Below are 19,214 nucleotides of genomic sequence, written 5' to 3'. Positions count from 1 at the left end.
GGTTCAACACGGGGGCTTGCTTGGTTGTACTGCGTTGTATCGGCCTTCTCGGGCTTCGTCTACCATGGCGCAGAAGGCTGGATGGGCAGGATGGGTGCATCCAGCACCAGTCGGCGTGAGCAACGGCCTTCCTCCCCATGGAGGCAATCTCAGCCAGGAAGCCCGGCGGCTTGGGATGAAGCCCTCCCAGTTGCTGGATGCCAGCGCTTCGTTGGTGCCCTTTCGTCCGCCTCGCGCGCTGCGCCGAGCTCTTGCCGCCGCCATTCAGGGCCAGGCTCTGCGTGATTATCCCGACCGCGCTCAGGCTGATTTGCGCTCTGCGATCGCGTCATGGCATGGGCTGGATCCTGATCAGGTGCTGGCAGGGAATGGGGCTGCGGAGTTGTTCACATGGGCGGCTCGCGATGCCACCGCCGCTGGGCTCAGTGTTCTGCCACAGCCTGGATTTGCCGACTATTCCCGCGCTTTGGCGTGTTGGAGTGGTGCGATGGAGGCGCGGCCTTTGCCCTTGGCGTGGGGGGATAGCTGGCCGCAATCCTTTCCGCTGGGCGCCGTGAAGGAGACGAGTGAGGTGGTTTGGATCACCAATCCCCATAACCCCACCGGTCAGCTTTGGAGCCGTTGTTCGCTGGAGCCATTGTTGGCTCGCTATTCGCTGGTGATCTGTGATGAGGCCTTCCTGCCCCTGGTGCCGGGGGGGGAAGATCAGTCGTTACTTCCGTTGGTGGCAGATCATCCCAATCTTGTGGTGATCCGCAGTCTCACGAAGCTGTTTGCGATTGCGGGGTTGCGTCTTGGCTACGCCGTGGCGGCACCCGATCGTTTGCAGCGATGGCATGGATGGCGCGATCCCTGGCCTGTGAATGGCTTGGCGATTGCGGCTGGAGTGGCTGTGATGAACGATCGGGTGGGACTGCAGCGTTGGCAACAGCGCGTTCAGCAGTGGGTGCAACAGGAAGGGACGTGGTTTCGGGCACAACTCGAGGCCATTCCTGGAGTCAAGCCTTACCCCTCAGCTGCCAACTATCTGCTGATTCAAGGAGAGCAGTCCTTGCTGGAGCTGCGCGAGCGTTTAGCGCTCGACGGCGTTTTGCTCAGGGATTGCCGTTCGTTTGCAGGCTTGGGGGAGTGTTGGCTGCGGATTGGCTTGCAAGATCGGCGAGGCAATCAACGCATCCTTCGCGCGCTCAAGCGTGCTCAGGCCAACAGGGCTTGGAGCAGGGCCACCAGCTTCTGATCCGCATCCTCCACGCCAAGTTCCCGCATGGCCTGCCCCATCTCGGGTAAGGGGTCAACGGCTGGATCGTCTCCTTGAAGCCTGGCTCCGAGCAGCCGCCAAACGGTGTCGCGAAGAGTCGTCTCGCTGGGGTCGTGTTGATGCACGATCACGGCGGCGGCAACCGCTGCAGCACAGACGGCATTGGCATCTTGATGGCGATCGGCCGCTTGGGGGAAGGGCACCAGCACGGTGGGTGTTCCGCTCACGGCCAGTTCACTGAGGCTGCCGGCACCGGCTCTGCTGATGGCGAGGTCGGCGTGTTGGAGCAAGGCCGGAATCTCATCGCTGAACGGTCGCTCCACCAGCAAGGGGTGTTCGATGCAACCCACGTCGGGGTCATGGCTGCCGGTGAGATGCACCACGCGGCAGCCGTTGCTGAGCAAGGAAGGAAACAGCACGCGCGTCATCCGATTCAGCCCCAGAGCGCCTTGGCTTCCGCCAATCACCAAAAGCAGGGGGCCGTCGCCCTGAGGCACCCACTCCGGTAGGGAGTGTTGCTGGAGAAAAGCAGCCCGCACTGGGGTTCCGGTCACCACCGCTCGGCAGCCCGGGATGCGTGGTGCGGCCGCTTCAAGCCCCACGGCAACACGGGTGCAAAAGCGTCCGAGCAAGCGTGTGACCCGGCCGGGAATGGCATTGGATTCGTGAAGCACCACGGGGATGCCGCACCATCGCGCCGCCAAAATGGCTGGTGCAGCGATGTATCCGCCTGTGGTGAAGACCGCATCAATGCCTTCCCGTTGGACCAGGCGGCGGATGCTGCCGCTGGCGGCCAGCAATTGGATCAGTTGGATCAGCTTGCGCAGTCCTCGACCTTGCAATCCACCAGCTTTGACGGTGGTGAGGGGGTAGCGGCCTGGCACCAGGCTTGTTTCCAGGCGGTCGGGAACGCCCACCCAGCGCACGCTCCATGGCTCCGGCAGGGCATCCGCAACGGAAAGGGCCGGAAACAAGTGCCCTCCGGTGCCGCTGGCAGCAACTAGAAGCCGAGGCATGAGGACGAGCAGGATGAGAAAGAGCGACTTAACTTAAAGGCACTCAGGGGATGTCTTTCATGTCTCGGGCTCTCCGTGCCTCGTTGGTGTCATTGCTGCTTGGCTCCGCTCTGGCACTCCCCTTGTCCGGGCGGGCTGTGACCCAAGCTCCGTTTGATTTGAGTGAGCGGTTGGAAACCGCCCTCAATCAGTCCGAGGGAAATGTTGCCGCGTTGAAGTCTCTGTTTACGCCGGAGCAATTCGCTGGTCTGGAGGAGCGTTATCGCCTGTTCAGCAGCCGTTTCCCTCAGCTGAATTGGTCGGTGAGGCCCGGCACTGCCACCTCAGATGGTCGCTCTACCATGCAGATTTCCGTCAGCGGGAGACGCCAGCAGGATGGCTTGAGCTATTCCTTTTATGCGAATCAGCGTCTCGCGGTGACCACGGACAGCGGCTTGATTACGAATCAGGAAATTCTGAGCGATCAATCGGTCATGACCACGGCCAAGGAGTCTCTGCCGATCAGCTTGCTCATTCCCGACAGTGTGCTCACTGGCAGCCGCTACGACGTTGATGTCGTGGTGGACAAGCCCTTGGGTGATGCTCTGTTGGCGGGTGGTTTGATCGCCCTCACCCCTGAGCAGGTGTTGGGGCAAGAAAGTCCAGATATCCAGCTTCAGCCCCTCGGCGGGGGCGGCTTATTTAAGTCAGTGCAAGCTCCATTTCAACCCGGCATCCAAACGTGGGCAGCGTTGTTGGTGCACCCAGAGGGTGTGGTGAGCGTCAGCAAGCAGGTGCGTGTTGTCGACGACAAACGTCAGCTCCAGCCCTAATGGGGATCAGCTGGGTAGCAACGCCTTAGCGCGGACACATCGGCGTTCCCGAGCCCCTGTTGCATGAGTTCCGACTCTTGTTCCAGGACGCGTTGCGTGATGGGGAGTTCCAACTGCTGCTCCTTGGCGGCATCCAGCGCGATCTTGAGGTCTTTGTGATGGAGTGCGAGCTTGAAGCCGAGCGGGTAGTGATCCGCAAGCATCGCGGCTGAACGATGTTGCAGGGCCCATGACCCAGCGGCTCCGTGCTGCAGGGCGGTCACCACCTGGTGCATGGGCAGCTGGAGATGTTGACCCAGGGCGATGGCTTCTGCCACAGCGGCATAGCTGCCGGCCACCAGCACCTGGTTCACCGCTTTGACCTGTTGGCCGCTGCCAACGGGCCCGAAGTGATGGATCGAGCCACCGATCACCTCCAAGAGCGGTCGGGCCTGCTCCAGTGCCATGGCTTCTCCACCACAGAGCACGGTGAGGGTGCCGGCTTTGGCGCCTTCCGTTCCTCCGGTGACAGGCGCATCGATGTAGTGCACGTTGCGTTCCTCGAGCCGTTTCGCCATCGCTTCCGCTGTGGCTGGCGCGATCGTGGAGCAATCGATCACCAAGCTTCCTGGTGCGAGGGCAAAGCCTGCTCCGTGCTCTCCCCAGAGCACCGCTTCCACGGCGGCGTCATCGCTGACGCAGAGCAACAGGGCTTGGCAGCCGCCGGCGGCTGCGGCGGGGGAGGCACAGCAGACAGCCGCTGCTGAGGAGGCACCTGCTTGCAGGCTTGGATCGCTCTCTGCGATGCGGCTGCGGGTGTGCACATGAAGCCTGTAGCCGGCTTCGCGCAGGTTGATCGCCATGGGTAAACCAAGTGCGCCGAGCCCCACCACGGCCAGCTGGGCGGGAGCGATGAGCGGAAATCCGGGCATCAGGAACGAAGCCGATCCAATCAAGATGATCCCGATTGTGCGTGATCCTTCTGGGCTGTGCCTGCCCTCTGTTGTTTGCGGCGTTGTTTTTTAAGAAGCTGAATGAATACGGTTGAGGGTTTTTGTGGCTAGACGACTTCGCTCCCTAGCGCTGACTGCTGTCATCGCCGTGCTCCCTGGGCTCGCCTCCTGCGCCAACGGCCCAGGCCCTTCTTTGGAGAGCAAAGCGAATGCGGCTGCGCAGACGGGGCCTGATGCCCAGTGCGCCATTGGCAACCGTCCCTTCTTCGGGGACACCCACCTGCACACCGCTTTATCTCCGGACGCGGGTTTGGCGGGCACCAAGCTGGGACTTGATGAGGCCTATCGCTTTGCCCGCGGCGAAACGGTTACCAGTAATTCAGGGCAGCAAGCGGCCCTGAAGCGCCCTCTCGACTTCCTGGTGGTGGCCGACCACTCCGAGAATCTCGGTCTTGCTCAGGGCTTGGAGGAATCCAATCCGGAACTGCTTAAGTCGTCGTTGGGCCAGGAACTCCACGACTTGCTTAAGGCGGGCAAGGGCCGAGAAGCCTTTTATCTGCTTGTGCAGTGGATGGCCAAGGGTGATGAGGCCTTGGTCTCCAATGACGCGTATATGACCAGCGTCTGGGAGATGAATAACACCGTTGCTGAGCGCTACAACAATCCCGGCACCTTTACCAGCCTGATTGGCTACGAGTGGACCAGTCAACCCGGCGGTGGCAATCTCCACCGCGTCGTCATCTTCCGCGACGACAAAGCCATGACGGACAGGATCCTGCCGTTCTCCGCTTTCGATTCAGAAGATGTGGAGGATCTGTGGGCGTTCATGGAGGCCTATGAGTCGCAGCTCGGCGGTCGGGTGCTGGCTATTCCCCACAACGGCAACCTCTCCAGCGGCACGATGTTCCTGCCGCAGCATCAGAAGACCAGGATGGCGATCGATGCGGACTATGCCCGCATGCGCCAACGCTTCGAGCCGATCATCGAGGTCACTCAGGCAAAGGGCACCGGTGAGACCCATCCCCTGCTGTCGCCGGAGGATGAGTTCGCCAGCTTCAACATCGTCGACAACTCAAACCTCGGCGGGTTCAAGCCCACGACGCCGGAGATGATTCCCTACGAGTACGCCCGAGAGGCCCTTCGGCGTGGTCTCCAGCTCGAGCAGGAGCTTGGGGTGAACCCGTTCAAGTTTGGTTTGATCGGCTCCACCGATTCGCACTCCAGCCTGCCCTCCACAGCGGAAGACAACTGGTGGGGCAAGTCTCCTGCCCTTGAGCCCAGCCCGGAGCGCTGGAAAGATGTGCTGATCAAGTCGTCGAAAGATGCGTCCCTCGACCTCACCGCTCTTCAGCTCGGGGCATCCGGTTTGGCTGGAGTGTGGGCCTCGGGTAACACCCGGACGGCGCTCTGGGATGCCATGGCCCGCAAGGAAGTCTTCGGGACCAGCGGCACCCGCCTGACGGCGCGGGTGTATGGCGGCTACGACTACACCGGTGAGGAGATCAAGTCCGCGAACTGGGCGAAGTCCGCGTGTGCCAAGGGGGTTCCCATGGGTGGTGATCTGATGGCTGCCGCCGAGGGGCAGGTCCCCTCGTTCCTCATCCAGGCCCGCAAGGACCCCGATGGCGCCAATCTCGATCGCATTCAGGTCGTCAAAGGCTGGCTGGATGCCTCTGGCAAGACCCACGAGCAAGTGTTCGATGTCTCTTGGAGTGACGCCGACAAGCGCCCCCGCGGCGCCGACGGTAAGGTCCCGTCGGTTGGTAGCAGCGTGAACGTGCGCGAGGCGACGTACACCAACACCATTGGCGCCACCAACCTCACGGCCCATTGGACCGATCCCTCCTTTGATCCCAGCCACAAGGCGTTCTATTACGTGCGTGTGCTCGAAATCCCCACACCCACCTGGCTGGCCTACGACCGCAAGAATTTCAACCTCTACGACGAGATGCCGGACCAAGCGCCCTACACCAGTCAGGAACGGGCCTATACCAGTCCTATCTGGTACAACCCCACCTGATGCCCTGGCGCGAACGCCTGCAGCCCCTCCTGAAGGAACCCATCATTCCTTTTCTGCTGGTGGGTGCTGCCCTGTTCGGGCTCCAGGCGTTGTGGAGCCCTGATGGTGGGAAGGGCTCGGCGGACATTGTGGTGAGTGATGAGCAGGCGGCCACCATGGTGAAGGCATTCGTGCGCACCTGGCAACGGCCTCCCTCTCAGGAGGAATTGCAGCGCCTGTTTGACGATCATGTGCGCACTGAGGTGCTGGTGCGTGAGGCGATGGCTCTGGGGCTTGATCGCAACGACACGATCGTGCGCCGCCGTCTGCGCCAGAAGATGGAGTTTGTGAACGAGGGCGAGCTCAAGCTGTCGCTCGCGAGCAATCAAGAGTTGCAGGGCCATCTCATCGCCCATGCCGATCGCTTTCGCACTGAACCGCTGGTGAGTTTTGAACAGGTGTTTCTTGACCCTGCCCGTCGAGGTGATCGCTTGAACCGGGATGCCGCAGCTTTGAAAGCCCAGCTCAATAGCAACGGCCAAGGCGTGAACCCCTCGGCCCTTGGCGACCCGCTGGCGATGATTGAGAGCCGTTGGAGCGAAGAACGTCGCAGTGAACTGGTGGCCCAATTCGGCTCCAGCTTCACTGATGCTTTGCTTGAGCAACCGCGCGGCGCTTGGGTCGGGCCCATCCCCTCCGCCTATGGGATGCATCTTGTGCGGGTGTCGGCTGTGAAGCAAGGCACGCTGCCGCCTCTGGAGCAGGTGCGTGATGCGGTCCTACGCGATTGGCAGGCTGCCCAGCGTCAAGACCAACAAGAGGGGCTGTACCGCCAGCTGCTGGCGAAATACAGCGTGCGCATGCCTCAGCCCTGATCATGGTGCGTCGCTGTCTTCTTCCCCTGTTACTGGTTGCGGCGTTGCTGCTGCCCCGTTGGGCGACTGCTCACGACCTGTTTCCTGGCTTTCTGGAGCTCGAGGCCACCGGGGTTAGCGATTACCAGATGCTGTGGAAATTGCCCTTGCTCCAGGGGCGGGAACTGCCGCTTGCGCCTCGCTTCCCGGATGACTGCGCCCTCAACGGCGATCTGGCCACAAGCCGAGAGGCCCGGGCCTTGGTGTATCGCGCCCAGCTCCGTTGCCGTGAGCCCCTTGAGGGCCGAGCCATCAGCATCGATGGCTTGGGAGGCGCCGGCACGGAGGTGCTGCTGCGGGTGAAGCCCTGGCAGACGGATTCCCTCCAGACCCTGTTGATCCAGCCGGAACGGCCTTCGGCTGTGATTCCCTCGGCCTCCGAGGCCGATGGCCATCCAGGGGTGTGGTCCTATCTGCGTCTCGGGATCGAGCACATCCTTCTGGGGGGCGATCACCTGTTGTTGCTGCTCGGTCTCGTGCTGATCGTGCGCGATGGCTGGATGCTGCTGAAAACGGTCACGGCCTTCACGCTCGCCAACAGCATCACCTTGTCGGTTTCGGCGGTGGGGATCGTGCAGATTCCGGCGGCGCCTCTCAATGCCGCGATTGCGCTTTCGATCCTGTTCATGGGCACGGAAGTGGTCCGCTTCCTGCGTGGGCGCACCAGCTTCACCCTCCGCCATCCCTGGCTTCTGGCCTGTGGCTTTGGTCTTCTGCACGGCTTTGGTTATGCCCGGGGCTTGGCGGACCTGGGCCTTCCTCACCATGAGCTGCTGCTGGCGTTGCTGCTGTTCAACGTGGGGATTGAAATTGGCCAAGACCTGTTTGTGGTGCTGGTGCTGGGCCTGCAGCGCAGCTTTCGGCAGTTGCAGATCCGCTGGCCGTTGTGGGTGCAGCGCCTCCCGGCCTGGGCGATTGGCTGTGCTGGTGCTTATTGGACGATCGAGACCACGCTGGCGATGCTCAGCGGAGGTGCCTGAGATGACGCAGCGGAGCATGTTCAACAAAGCGTTTGTGCTGTTGGCGCTGGTGGCCTTGGTGATGGCACCGGCGGCGCAGGCCCATGTCGCGGACGGTGGTGCCAGCAGTGTGCTGGCAGGGCTGCTGCATCCCGTCACCGGATTGGATCATGTGGTGGCGATGGTGGCTGTTGGCCTTTGGGGGGCTGTTCTGGGCATGCCAGCCATTTGGTTGTTGCCCGTGGCCTTCCCGATGGTGATGGCCTTCGGCGGCTTGGCAGGCATGTTGGGGCTACCCCTGCCGGGTGTGGAAACGGGAATTGCCCTGTCGGCTTTGGTGCTGGGGGTGATGGTGATGCTTCAGCAGCGTCTGCCCCTAACGGTCGCGGCCGGGTTGGTGGGGCTGTTCGCCCTCTTTCATGGCTATGCCCATGGCGAGGAGTTGCCCGATGGAGCGGATGCGCTGCTGTTCAGCCTCGCTTTTGTGGTGGCCACCGGCTTGCTGCATTTGGTGGGTATTGCGCTGGGTGAACTGGATCGCTTCCCATGGGGCCTGCGGGTGCAGCGGGCTTGTGGGGTGCTGATCGCCTTGGTGGGTGTTTGGTCGTTAATGCAGCTGGGAGGTGCCTGATGCCATTGCTTTTTGCCCATCTCACGGAGACCGGTTTCGGGGGCTTTTATGACGGCATCGTCCACCTCCTGATCACGCCGTCGGATGTGTTGCTGGTTCTTGGCCTGGCCCTGTTGGCGGGTCAGCAGGGTGCGGCTGGAGGGCGCTTACTGCTTGCTCTCTTGCCCGTGAGCTGGTGGCTGGGCGGTTCGGTGGGCCGGATCTGGGGACTGGATCAAACGCTGGGCCTGATCACCACCTTGATGGTGATTGGGGTGGGGGTGTTGGTGGCCCTGGCCCAGAGGGTTCGTTCCTCTCTGTTGGCTTTGCTGGTCATCACCTCTGGGGCGTTGTTTGGATTGGTGAATGGCTTCACCATGCCGTCTGCCCGCTCTGGGGGCTCGCTCGACATGCTGGGGGTGGTGAGTGCCGTGGCCGTGCTGTCGGTGTTGATCAGCGGCCAGGTGGTGGTGATGCGCAGCCTGGGGCTCAAGATCGCGGTGAGGGTCACGGGCAGCTGGATTGCTGCAGCCGGTCTGCTGTCGCTGGGTTTATGGCTTAAAGGGTGATGGGATCGGTTAGATCCAGTCATGCTTAGGGGCCGTTCTCGTCAGATTTCCACGGAAGCTTGCTTTCAGCATGAGGGCGTTGTTTGAACGCCTTAGATGGTCACCCCTCAGCATTGGAAGCGTTACCTGTTCATCCCCTGCGCTGCGTTTGCAGCCGCTGCCCTTCATCCAGCCACCGGCTGGGCAGAGTCTCCGATGACGTTGCGTGCTGCGCGAGCCGAGCTCACCGAAGCGCAGAAGCAGCAGCTGTTTGAAGCAAGGCGCCGTTGGGAGCTGAGCAGCATGGATCAGCAACAAGCGTTGTTAGCAGCCAAGCAACGTTGTCTCCAGTCAGCCACAACGATCGAGGCCTTTCGTTTGTGCAAGCAGGAGCAACGCCAAGGCCGACGCGAATTGTTTCGGGAGGCACGCGCTGCCATGACGGCAGAACGGCAGCGACTGGGACTTCCTCCTCGGCCAGAGAGGCGTCGATTGCAAAAAAAAGGCCGCTCCCATTGGAACGGCCCTGAGTTCAGCTAATTAATCAGCTGAGTGTTGCAGCGGCTTACATCAAGCGGCGTCGTCAAGGGCAGCGACGCCGGGAAGCACCTTGCCTTCCAGCAGCTCGAGACTGGCGCCACCACCGGTGGAGATGTGAGACATCTTCTCGGCCAGGCCAGCTTTCTCAACAGCCGCCACGGAGTCGCCACCGCCAATGATCGTGCAGCAGCCTGTGCCGCCGAGTTCAGCCAGGGTTGTGGCAATGGCGTTGGTTCCGGCTGCGAACTTGTCGAATTCGAACACGCCCATGGGGCCATTCCAGATCACGGTCTTGCAATCAGCCAAGGCTGCTTGGAACACCTTGATGGCATCAGGGCCGATGTCGAGTCCCATCCAGCCGTCGGGAATCGCAGTCACGTCTGCCACCTGGCTGTTGGCATCAGGAGCGAAGTTGTCGGCGAGCAAGACATCGGTAGGGAGCAGCAGCTCAACGCCTTTGGCCTTGGCTTTGGCTTCCAATTCCTTGGCCAGTTCCAACTTGTCTTCTTCCACGAGGCTCTTGCCGACGGCCAGACCGCGTGCTTTGTAGAAGGTGAAAATCATGCCGCCGCCGATCAGCACCTTGTCGCACTTGTCGATCAAGGCTTCGAGGACGCCGATCTTGCTGCTCACCTTGGAGCCACCAACGATGGCCGCCAAAGGACGCTTGGGCTCATCCACGGCGCCCTGGAGATACTGAAGTTCCTTCTCCATCAAGAAGCCAGCCACGGAGGGCTTGAGGAACTTGGTCACGCCTTCGGTGGAGGCGTGGGCACGGTGGGCGGCACCGAAGGCATCATTGACGTAGACATCAGCCAGTCCAGCAAGCTGTTTGGCGAAGTTGGCGTCATTCTTTTCTTCTTCAGCAAAGAAGCGCACGTTCTCGAGCAACACCACGTCACCGTTGGCCATGGCATTCACTTTGGCTTCGGCATCGGGTCCGATGCAGCTGTCGGTCTTTGTAACAGGCTTGCTGAGCAGCTCACTAAGCCGTGCAGCGACTGGGGTGAGGCGCATCTTGTCGTTGACCTGACCCTTGGGGCGGCCGAAGTGTGCCGCGAGGATCACTTTGGCGCCTTTGCTGATCAGGTCGTTGATGGTTGGCAGTGCTGCACGAATGCGGGTGTCGTCTGTGATGGCACCGGCGTCGTTCAGAGGCACGTTGAAGTCGACCCGCACGAGAACGCGTTTGCCGCTCAAGTCGCCGGTATTCAGTTTTGCCAGGGAACGCTTCGCCATGTGGTTATGTCGTGAGGTGTGAAATCGGGGCGAGATTAACCCGATTACGCGCTAGCACTGAAAAAGAGGGGTACTAACGGAGGTGGCCCAATGTTTGAAACCGTGTTGTTTCCGCTTGATCAGAGCCGAGAGGCTGTTGAAGCGGCGAGCAAAGCCCTGGACTTGGCACGCAGCCATGACAGCCGGCTGATCCTGTTGTCTGTGATTCAGTCCGAGCGCCCTGAGATGCATGACCATGCAGTGGTGGCAACGCTATTGGCCGAAACCAAAGCCCGCTTTGAGCAGGTTGGGGTGTCCTGTGAGGTGGTGGAGCGTGAGGGGATGCCAGCGTTTGTGATTTGCGACGTGGCAGACGAGTTGAATGTGGATGTGATTGTGATGGGCACCCGCGGCGTGAATCTTGAAGCCGAAAGTGGCAGCACGGCAGCGCGGGTGATTCAGCTCGCCCCCTGTCCGGTTTTGGTGGTGCCGTGAGCACACCTCCGATTCAGTGGTACCCGGGGCATATCGCCAAGGCGGAACAGCAGCTCAAGCGCAACCTCGACAAGGTTGATTTGGTGATTGAGGTGCGTGATGCTCGCATTCCCCTCGCCACCGGACACCCCCATCTCAACCGCTGGTTGAAGGGGAAGCAGCATTTGCTGGTGATTAATCGACGCGACATGGTGACGCCTGCGGCATGGGAGGCCTGGGATCAGTGGTTTAAAGCGCAGGGGCAGCGCACGGTTTGGTGTGATGCCAAGGCTGGTACGGGGGTGAAGCTGGTGCAGCAGGCGGCGATTCGAGCTGGAAATCAACTCAATGAGCGGCGGAAGACCCGGGGGATGCGCCCGCGGGCAGTGCGCGCCCTCACCCTGGGATTTCCCAATGTGGGGAAGTCGGCCTTGATCAATCGTCTGGTCAAGAAAAAGGTGGTGGCGAGTGCCCGTCGGGCTGGCGTGACCCGCACCTTGCGCTGGGTGCGGCTGGGCCAAGATTTGGACTTGCTCGATGCTCCGGGTGTTCTGCCACCCCGCTTGGATGATCAACGGGCGGCGCTGCATTTGGCCCTTTGTGATGACATCGGACAGGCGGCCTATGACGGTGAGTTGGTGGCTCAGGCGTTCTTGAAATTGTTGATCGAGTCGCAGGGACGGGAGGCTTCCGGGGTGGTTTTGTCCGTCCTTGAACAGCGATATGGCACACCGGTGTCTGGGCAGACCGCGGATCCAGCGTTTTGGTTGGCAGCAACGGCCGAACGCCATACCTCCGGCGATACGGCACGGATGGCGCAGCGGTTGCTCGATGATTTCCGGCGATCGCTGTTGGGCTCGATTGCTTTGGAATTGCCGGAACTGGAGGAGGCTTGAGCGTTGAAGGCCAAGGGCGTGTGAGACCCCCTTTGCCGGAGGAGGTGTTTACGCATGGTTTTGGTGAGGGTGAGGGTGATCTGCTGACGCTTACGTATCCCAAACCGCTGCCGATGCGTTTGGATCGCTGGTTGGTCAGTCAGCGGTCTGAGCAAAGCCGGTCTCGGATCCAGAAGTTCATTGATGCTGGATATGTGCGGGTGAATGGCAAGACGGGGAAAGCCAAAACTCCCTTGCGAGAGGGAGACCAGGTGCAGCTCTGGATGCCACCGCCAGAACCGCTGCCTTACCTCAAACCCGAGCCGATGGATCTCGATGTGCTCTTTGAAGACGAGCACTTGATCGTGATCAACAAGCCAGCCGGTTTGACCGTGCACCCAGCCCCTGGAAACAAGGATGGAACCCTGGTGAATGGCCTGTTGCATCACTGCCCGGACTTACCAGGAATCAGCGGCAAATTGAGGCCTGGTGTGGTCCATCGCCTTGATAAAGACACGACGGGCTGCATCGTGGTGGCCAAATCACAGGTGGCTTTGGTGCGTTTGCAGTCTCAGATCCAACAAAGGATTGCCTCGCGCGAGTATCTGGCGGTGGTGCATGGGGTGCCGCAAGGGGAGTCGGGCACGATCGTTGGTGCGATTGGCCGTCACCCTGTGGATCGCAAAAAATATGCGGTGGTAAGTGATGAAAACGGCCGCTATGCGCGCACGCACTGGACCCTCCAGGAGCGATTGGGCGATTACTCCCTCTTGCGCTTCAAGCTCGATACGGGACGAACGCACCAAATCCGCGTGCATTGTGCCCATATCAATCACCCCGTGGTGGGGGATATCACCTACAGCCGCTGCAGGAAATTGCCGATGGAGCTTCCTGGGCAAGCCCTGCATGCCTTTCAGTTGGGCCTCGACCATCCGATCACGAAAGAGCGGATGGTGTTTGAGGCCCCGCTCCCAGAGGTGATGGAGAAACTGTTGATCGTGCTGCGGAAACGAAGTGCTTAGAGGAGCGTGAGCTCCGTTCCAGGTGCCATCAGCAGTTCGGATGTCAGAGACGCATCCCCGCTGAGGTCCTCTGCGCTCAAGGCATTGAATCCCACCGTCATGGCTTGACCAGCGGCGAGCGATTGCGCCCAATCAGCCCCTGTGAGCTCGTAGCTGTAAAGGCCGTCTCCAATCTCTTGCGTAGAGACATCAACCCCCCAAGATTCTCCGTAAAACTGATGCGTGCTGATGAAACTGACCCCCCAATCGTCCAATGTTTGCTCGCTTTGATTGGTCACATTCATCGAGGCGGTGAAGCCACCCTCCCAAAGATCACCACTGACCTGAATCTCCAGGGGGGACCCCGTGATGGGATCAGACGGTCCGGGATCAGACAGTGAGGAGCTTTGTGAAGGCTCTGTATCGCTTGAACCAGGCGATGGTGTGCTTCCAGAAAGATTTTCTAGGTTCTCAGAAAGTGGATCTCCCAGCGCAACAATTCCTTGGAAATAGTTGATGACTGTGTTGTCGCTGACATCGAGGGCAGGCCATTGGGGCCAGTCGAAGGTGTCATTCATAAAGGGTTCATTCTGATCCCATCCCAACACTGTTAAATGGTGAATATCATGGGCAATAGCTACGCCTTCGATGTCACGAAAGCCGTGGGTGCGTCCATGCATCCAACCTCCGTAGTGTGGCTCCATTTTGAGGGTATTGATGAAATTTTCTTCCAGTTGATTGGTTGTTAGATGGTCGGCAAAACCCTCATGGCCAAACTGCTCAATCATCTGCATCACTTCACCACTGCTGCCCAAACGAGCCGTGCGTTGAATGTCGGCCAAAATTTGCGGGTCGTAGGACGCATCGGAGATCCAGCCCACCTTGGCTCCCTGCATGGCAAACCAAAGTCCCACCCCTTTGGTGTCATCACCCCAAGCCTCGGAGTTGTTCGTCAGACCCTGGGCGAATGCCCACTCACCAACTTCCTCAATCTCAACAACATCCAGGCCCGCAAAGGCACGCAAGCCGTTGTAGGCAAGCATCGCTTCTGTCGTGATCGCTGTGCGACCACCCACCAACTCATCGTGCTCGGAGTTGTGATTGGAGCCATGAAAGGAACCCCAGGTGTTGATGTCGATGTAATCCCCAGAACTGGAACCATGGTTCATCCCGTGATCTCCCACGCTCTGCTCCGACATCGGTGACGCCATGGTTGACTCCATCGGCGACGTCACCTGCGACGTCATCGCAGGGGTCTCAATGCCTGGTTCAAACCCTGGATTAGTCGTCGTGTCAGAACTCTCAGAGCTCTCTTCACTCACCTGAGACATCACGGCTTCCGCGCTGTCTGAGCCGAAGAGCATGGCCGCAGACAGTTCCCCTTGATTGCCTAGATCCGTGCCTTGGGTTCCATTGAATCCAATGGTGACCGACTCTCCGGCTGGAATCTTTTCTCCCCAGTCTTGTCCCGTCAGGGTGTAGCGGGTGAGGCCGTTGTCGAGAAGAACAGCACTGATCTCGGCTCCCCAAGGAGCGGTGTTGATGAGGTGGGGGCTATCAAAGCTGTAGCTCCAATTCGCAAGATCTTGTGTGGATGAATTGGTGAGTGTGATTTCCGCTGTGAACCCTCCCCACCACCGATCACCGGAGATGGAGATTTGCAAGGAATTTGTAGATGCCATGACCCTTGATATGGGGGGACGATGTCATCTCAGCGCTGAATTCCAACCAAGTTATGACTGTAAAAGCAGAACCTATGTCTGAATATTTTCACGGCAGAGATGGGTGGTTGTGCTTCCCATTCCCGTCCGATTCAATCGGAATAACTCTCCTTCAAACGGATGGCTTTGTTCAACAGTGATTTGCGTTAACGGAGCAAGGATTCAAGTGTTTAATCTCTCTGCGTAAATCGAGGCGGGATCTCATTTTTTGTTGCTCATAAATCAACACCAGACTCTGAGTTCAATCACCTTGGTCAGCGGCTGGAACATGAAGGTGAAGGGGTACATGCACCCCACGATGTCGATGTCATGGACGAAAGCCTGGATGCTCATGGGGTGCTGGTTGGCAGCAGTGGACAGGCTTCCACCAAGGTGCGGGTAATGGCTGCTTGCGGTTGATGGAGCAACCGATCTCCGGGACCTTCTTCCACAACATGCCCTCGATCCAGCACGAGCACGCGGTGGCAGAAGCCGCTCGCCACCGAGAGGTCATGGGTCACAAAAATCATCGCCAGGCCGAGGTCTTGCTGCAGACCTCTGAGCAGTGCCAGGACTTCGGCTTGGATCTCCGCATCGAGCATGCTCACGCTTTCGTCGCAGATCAGCACCTGCGGGTCTAAAGCCAGGGCGCGTGCAATGGCGATGCGTTGCTGTTGGCCACCAGATAGTTGCTTGGGCAGTCGATTTTGAAAATGATCCGCTGGTGATAGTCCCACCAGCTCCAGGAGCTCCCTTGCCCGTTCTCGAGCGGCTGCCCGTGAGGCGAGTCCATGGATCAGCAGGGGGTCTGCGATGGCGTCGGCAACGCTGAGGGCTGGATTCAGACAGGCCAGCGGGTCTTGAAACACCATCTGAATGGTGCGTCGTGCTTGGCGTTCAGCGCTGCCGCGCAGTTGCAGCAGGTTCTGGTTCTGCAGCCAAACGTCGCCCCCCCGAATGGGCGTGAGTCCCATCAAGGCTCGGCACAGGGTGCTTTTCCCGCAGCCAGAGCCGCCGACCACTCCCAGTGATTCTCCGGATTGCAAGCTGAAGCTCACGCCATCAACCGCTTTCAGCCAGTTGGGAGACCAGGGTGGTCCGCCGAGGTTGTGCCAACAGCGCAAGCCTTCCACCTGCAGGACGGGGGTGCCGTCAGGTGTTTCCGGCGTATCGCCTCCCTCTCTGGCCCTGGCCGCGCTAACAAGCCGCTTGGCGATCTCGGATTGGGGATGGGTCAGCACCTGATCGCTGCTGTTTTGTTCCACAAGACGGCCCCCGTCCAATACCGCCATGTCTTCGCACCAGCGGTTGGCCATGGCCAAGTCATGGGTAATGAGCAGCAGGGCGCTGCCCAGCTCTTCGCAGAGATTGCGCAGCACCGCCATCACCTGCCCCGCCACTGCCACATCCAGGCTGGTGGTGGGTTCGTCGGCGATCACCAGCGGTGGTGCCAGGGCAATGGCCAGGGCGATGGCTAAACGCTGGCGCATGCCACCACTGAATTCGTGGGGGTAGGCCCGAAAGCGCTCGGCCCCGATGCCTACCTGTTCCAGCAAGCTTTCTGCGCGGTCTTTCCGCTCGTGATGCCCCATGCCTGGCCGGTGAGCGGCAAAGGTGTCGAGGAGGTGGCCGCCCACGGTCATCAATGGATTGAGCCGAGTCATCGGGTCTTGAAACACCAGGCCCACCGCTTCCCCGCGCAGGGCGCGCAGGGCAGGCCGACTCAGTTGGCGTGGATCTTGACCATTCAGAAGGAGATCTCCTTCGCAGCAGCTCCCTGGAGGCAGTAGTTGCAAGGCCGCTCTTGCCACGGTGCTCTTCCCGCATCCAGACGGACCAACGAGTGCCAAGCGATCTCCCGATTGCAGGCTGAGATCCAATCCGTCCAGCGTCCAGGACGGACTTCCCGGGTAGCGCAGACGCAACTGATTCAGCGACAGAACCGTTCCTGGCGCGTTGGGCATGAAAGAAAGCACGGTGCCTCATGCCTACATACCATGGATGCACCCGCCGGGTCGGATGCTCAACGCAACCTCTGCACCGGATCCCTCCCAGACTCAGTCTGGATCGACTCCTGCGGCCTGCGGTTTAACGGCATTGCGTGAACGTCCCGCTCGCACGCCTGATGACTACGGCATCGAGCTTCCCGAGTGGTTGAAGCAATGTTTGACGCACGTTCCTCCGGGTATCGGCCACAGTTGTCCAACCGATCCAGAGGCCCTATTAGCGGCTGCCTTTGATTTTGCGTTTCAACTGCACGAGGGGCAGTTCCGCGCCAGCGGTGACCCTTACATCGTGCATCCGGTGGCCGTCGCGGATCTTTTGCGAGACATCGGGGCCAGTGCCAGCGTGATTGCAGCGGGCTTCCTCCATGACGTGGTGGAAGATACCGATGTCACCCCCGATCAGCTCGAAAGCCATTTCGGACCTGAGGTGCGTGAGTTGGTGGAGGGCGTCACCAAACTGGGCGGCCTGCATTTCACCAATCGCACTGAGGCGCAAGCCGAGAATCTGCGCAAGATGTTTTTGGCGATGGCCAGTGACATCCGAGTGGTGTTGGTGAAGCTGGCGGACCGTCTGCACAACATGCGCACGCTTGGGGCGCTCAAAGAGGAGAAACGGCAACGCATCGCCAGGGAAACGCGTGAGATCTATGCCCCGCTGGCCAATCGCTTGGGGATTGGACGCTTCAAATGGGAACTCGAGGATCTTTCTTTCAAGTTGCTGGAGCCTGAGGCCTTCCGTGAAATGCAGCAGGAGGTTTCAACCAAGCGCAGTGAGCGGGAGGATCGCCTCTCGGTCACGGTTCAGTTGCTCTGCGATCGCTTGGCTGCCGTGGGCCTCGACAGCTGTGAGGTAAGTGGTCGTCCGAAACATCTCTATGGCATCTGGACAAAGATGCAGCGCCAGCAAAAGGAGTTTCACGAGATCTACGACGTGGCGGCGTTGAGGATCCTTGCGCCGAATGTTGAGAGCTGTTATCGCGCCCTCGCCGTTGTTCACGACACGTTTAGGCCGATCCCTGGCCGGTTCAAGGACTACATCGGGCTGCCGAAGCCCAATGGCTATCAATCCCTTCACACCGCTGTGATTGGTCGCCATCGTCCGATCGAGGTGCAGATCCGGACCTGGGAAATGCATCAAGTGTCGGAATTTGGCATTGCCGCACATTGGAAATACAAAGAGGGTGGATCCCCGGCGACCGGAGGGGACACCGAGCGTTTCAACTGGCTGCGTCAGCTTGTGGATTGGCAGCAGGAGGGGGGCTCGGATGATCACAACGACTACCTCGCGTCGATCAAGGAAGACCTCTTCGACGAGGAAGTGTTTGTGTTTACGCCTAAGGGCGATGTGGTGGGGCTCCGTAAGGGATCAACGGCCGTTGACTTTGCCTTTCGCATTCACTCCGAGGTGGGAAATCATTGCCATGGCGTGAGAATTAATGATCGGCTGGTGCCCTTGTCGACCCCACTTCAAAATGGTGACTTCATTGATATTCTCACAACAAAAAGTGCCCATCCAAGTTTGGATTGGCTCAATTTTGTAGCCACTCCAACCGCACGAAATCGCATCCGTCAGTGGTACAAACGCAGCCATCGTGATGAGACGATCGATCGCGGCAAAGAGTTGCTTGAGCGCGAGCTGGGACGGAGTGGTTTTGATGCCTTGTTGGGCAGTGAAGCCATGCGCAGGGTGGCTGAGCGTTGCAACCTGCAAACCACGGAAGATCTGCTGGCTGGTCTTGGCTTTGGGGCGTTAACGCTGCATCAAGTGCTCAATCGTTTGCGCGAAGAAATTCGCCTGCAAACGGCTGCGGTGGAGGCACCCCTGAGCAATGAGGAGGTTGCCAAGCAACTGCTCAAGCAGTCCGAGCACACGCCCCATCGTGAGGTGCTGTCTGCGGGAGCGGCGCCCATCCTTGGGGTGGAGGGCTTGGATCATCGCCTTGGTGGCTGTTGTAGTCCTCTGCCAGGAGAGCCGATCCTGGGTGCTGTGGCCCTTGGTAATCACGGCATCACCATCCATCGTCAAGATTGCGCCAACCTGGAAGCGATCCCGACGGAACGTCGCTTACCGGTTCGTTGGAATCCATCGCTGCAAGAAGCGGGATCGCGATTCCCTGCTCAATTGCGCATTGAGGTGATTGATCGCGTTGGCATTTTGAAGGACATCCTGATGCGTTTGTCCGATGGTTCGATCAACGTCAGTGATGCGCAGGTGAGAACGGCCTACGGCAAGCCGGCTCGGATCGATTTGATGGTGGAGCTTGGGAGTTCAGCGCAGCTGCAGCGCACGATGGACCAGATCCGCTCGATGGCCGATGTGATCGACATCGCCCGAACCGGCCAGAGTTGAGG

Annotated in this window: 18 protein-coding genes; 12 read left to right on the top strand and 6 right to left on the bottom strand. The window is 59.9% G+C overall.

The features are described 5' to 3' along the window. Positions 1-64: 64 nt before the first annotated feature. Entirely contained in the window at positions 65-1,237 is a 1,173-nt protein-coding gene (locus tag SYN8016DRAFT_RS09100; protein WP_006854074.1) for a histidinol-phosphate transaminase, read from the top strand. Here the strand turns inward: SYN8016DRAFT_RS09100 and SYN8016DRAFT_RS09095 are convergent. After that, positions 1,198-2,274 carry a glycosyltransferase gene (locus tag SYN8016DRAFT_RS09095; protein WP_006854073.1) on the bottom strand — a complete coding sequence of 359 codons (1,077 nt, stop codon included), beginning with the start codon at positions 2,272-2,274 and terminating at the stop codon, positions 1,198-1,200. The genes SYN8016DRAFT_RS09100 and SYN8016DRAFT_RS09095 overlap by 40 nt on opposite strands. Positions 2,275-2,333: 59 nt before the next feature. On the opposite strand from SYN8016DRAFT_RS09095, the gene SYN8016DRAFT_RS09090 reads away from it, so the two are divergent. After that, positions 2,334-3,086, top strand: coding sequence for a hypothetical protein (locus SYN8016DRAFT_RS09090; RefSeq protein WP_006854072.1), 753 nt, complete (start codon positions 2,334-2,336; stop codon positions 3,084-3,086). On the opposite strand, the gene SYN8016DRAFT_RS09085 is transcribed toward SYN8016DRAFT_RS09090, so the two are convergent. Both SYN8016DRAFT_RS09085 and SYN8016DRAFT_RS15800 read right to left on the bottom strand, forming a co-directional pair. Next, the gene (locus SYN8016DRAFT_RS09085) at positions 3,083-3,997 is read right to left on the bottom strand and encodes an NAD(P)-dependent oxidoreductase (protein ID WP_006854071.1); all 915 of its coding nucleotides are present in this window, start codon (positions 3,995-3,997) and stop codon (positions 3,083-3,085) included. The two genes, SYN8016DRAFT_RS09090 and SYN8016DRAFT_RS09085, sit on opposite strands and share 4 nt — an antisense overlap. A 145-nt stretch (positions 3,998-4,142) precedes the next feature. Then, the gene (locus tag SYN8016DRAFT_RS15800) at positions 4,143-4,298 is read right to left on the bottom strand and encodes a hypothetical protein (RefSeq protein ID WP_253909846.1); all 156 of its coding nucleotides are present in this window, start codon (positions 4,296-4,298) and stop codon (positions 4,143-4,145) included. A 30-nt stretch (positions 4,299-4,328) separates the two neighbouring features. Between SYN8016DRAFT_RS15800 and SYN8016DRAFT_RS09080 the strand changes: the two genes are divergently transcribed. From SYN8016DRAFT_RS09080 to SYN8016DRAFT_RS09055, 6 genes are all read left to right on the top strand, one after another. Then, a complete protein-coding gene (locus tag SYN8016DRAFT_RS09080; RefSeq protein ID WP_253909845.1) occupies positions 4,329-6,038 on the top strand; it encodes a DUF3604 domain-containing protein in 1,710 nt (569 codons plus the stop codon). Next, positions 6,038-6,892: a peptidyl-prolyl cis-trans isomerase gene (locus tag SYN8016DRAFT_RS09075; protein WP_006854069.1), complete on the top strand. Its 855-nt coding sequence runs from the start codon at positions 6,038-6,040 to the stop codon at positions 6,890-6,892. Before SYN8016DRAFT_RS09080 ends, SYN8016DRAFT_RS09075 begins: the two co-directional genes overlap by 1 nt. 2 nt (positions 6,893-6,894) lie before the next feature. After that, positions 6,895-7,911 carry a HupE/UreJ family protein gene (locus SYN8016DRAFT_RS09070; protein WP_006854068.1) on the top strand — a complete coding sequence of 339 codons (1,017 nt, stop codon included), beginning with the start codon at positions 6,895-6,897 and terminating at the stop codon, positions 7,909-7,911. 1 nt (position 7,912) lies between these two features. After that, a complete protein-coding gene (locus SYN8016DRAFT_RS09065; protein WP_253909844.1) occupies positions 7,913-8,521 on the top strand; it encodes a HupE/UreJ family protein in 609 nt (202 codons plus the stop codon). After that, entirely contained in the window at positions 8,521-9,069 is a 549-nt protein-coding gene (locus SYN8016DRAFT_RS09060; RefSeq protein WP_006854066.1) for a HupE/UreJ family protein, read from the top strand. The genes SYN8016DRAFT_RS09065 and SYN8016DRAFT_RS09060 overlap by 1 nt, the downstream gene beginning before the upstream one ends. Positions 9,070-9,165: 96 nt before the next feature. Beyond that, the gene (locus tag SYN8016DRAFT_RS09055; protein WP_006854065.1) at positions 9,166-9,588 is read left to right on the top strand and encodes a hypothetical protein; all 423 of its coding nucleotides are present in this window, start codon (positions 9,166-9,168) and stop codon (positions 9,586-9,588) included. A gap of 30 nt (positions 9,589-9,618) precedes the next feature. On the opposite strand, the gene pgk is transcribed toward SYN8016DRAFT_RS09055, so the two are convergent. Continuing rightward, positions 9,619-10,827, bottom strand: coding sequence for a phosphoglycerate kinase (gene pgk, locus SYN8016DRAFT_RS09050; protein WP_006854064.1), 1,209 nt, complete (start codon positions 10,825-10,827; stop codon positions 9,619-9,621). A 90-nt stretch (positions 10,828-10,917) separates the two neighbouring features. Between pgk and SYN8016DRAFT_RS09045 the strand changes: the two genes are divergently transcribed. From SYN8016DRAFT_RS09045 to SYN8016DRAFT_RS09035, 3 genes are read left to right on the top strand one after another with little or no spacing between them, the layout of a single operon-like run. Continuing rightward, positions 10,918-11,301, top strand: a complete 384-nt coding sequence (locus SYN8016DRAFT_RS09045; RefSeq protein WP_006854063.1) for a universal stress protein — start codon at positions 10,918-10,920, stop codon at positions 11,299-11,301. Further along, entirely contained in the window at positions 11,298-12,176 is an 879-nt protein-coding gene (gene ylqF, locus SYN8016DRAFT_RS09040; protein ID WP_006854062.1) for a ribosome biogenesis GTPase YlqF, read from the top strand. The genes SYN8016DRAFT_RS09045 and ylqF overlap by 4 nt, the downstream gene beginning before the upstream one ends. Beyond that, entirely contained in the window at positions 12,173-13,177 is a 1,005-nt protein-coding gene (locus SYN8016DRAFT_RS09035) for an RluA family pseudouridine synthase (protein WP_006854061.1), read from the top strand. Before ylqF ends, SYN8016DRAFT_RS09035 begins: the two co-directional genes overlap by 4 nt. Here SYN8016DRAFT_RS09035 and SYN8016DRAFT_RS09030 read toward each other — a convergent pair. Together SYN8016DRAFT_RS09030 and SYN8016DRAFT_RS09025 are read right to left on the bottom strand one after the other, a co-directional pair. Next, positions 13,174-14,838: a cellulose binding domain-containing protein gene (locus SYN8016DRAFT_RS09030; protein WP_006854060.1), complete on the bottom strand. Its 1,665-nt coding sequence runs from the start codon at positions 14,836-14,838 to the stop codon at positions 13,174-13,176. The two genes, SYN8016DRAFT_RS09035 and SYN8016DRAFT_RS09030, sit on opposite strands and share 4 nt — an antisense overlap. Before the next feature lie 368 nt (positions 14,839-15,206). Continuing rightward, complete coding sequence (locus SYN8016DRAFT_RS09025) at positions 15,207-16,820, bottom strand: ABC transporter ATP-binding protein (RefSeq protein ID WP_006854058.1); 1,614 nt, start codon at positions 16,818-16,820, stop codon at positions 15,207-15,209. 55 nt (positions 16,821-16,875) lie between these two features. Between SYN8016DRAFT_RS09025 and SYN8016DRAFT_RS09020 the strand changes: the two genes are divergently transcribed. After that, on the top strand, positions 16,876-19,212 hold the full coding sequence (locus SYN8016DRAFT_RS09020) for a bifunctional (p)ppGpp synthetase/guanosine-3',5'-bis(diphosphate) 3'-pyrophosphohydrolase (protein WP_006854057.1): 2,337 nt from the start codon (positions 16,876-16,878) through the stop codon (positions 19,210-19,212). Positions 19,213-19,214: the final 2 nt, after the last annotated feature.

This window comes from Synechococcus sp. WH 8016, assembly GCF_000230675.1.
GTDB lineage: Bacteria > Cyanobacteriota > Cyanobacteriia > PCC-6307 > Cyanobiaceae > Synechococcus_C.
The sequence above is the reverse complement of the archived record's forward strand: the minus strand, read 5'-3'. Positions and strand labels throughout refer to the sequence as shown.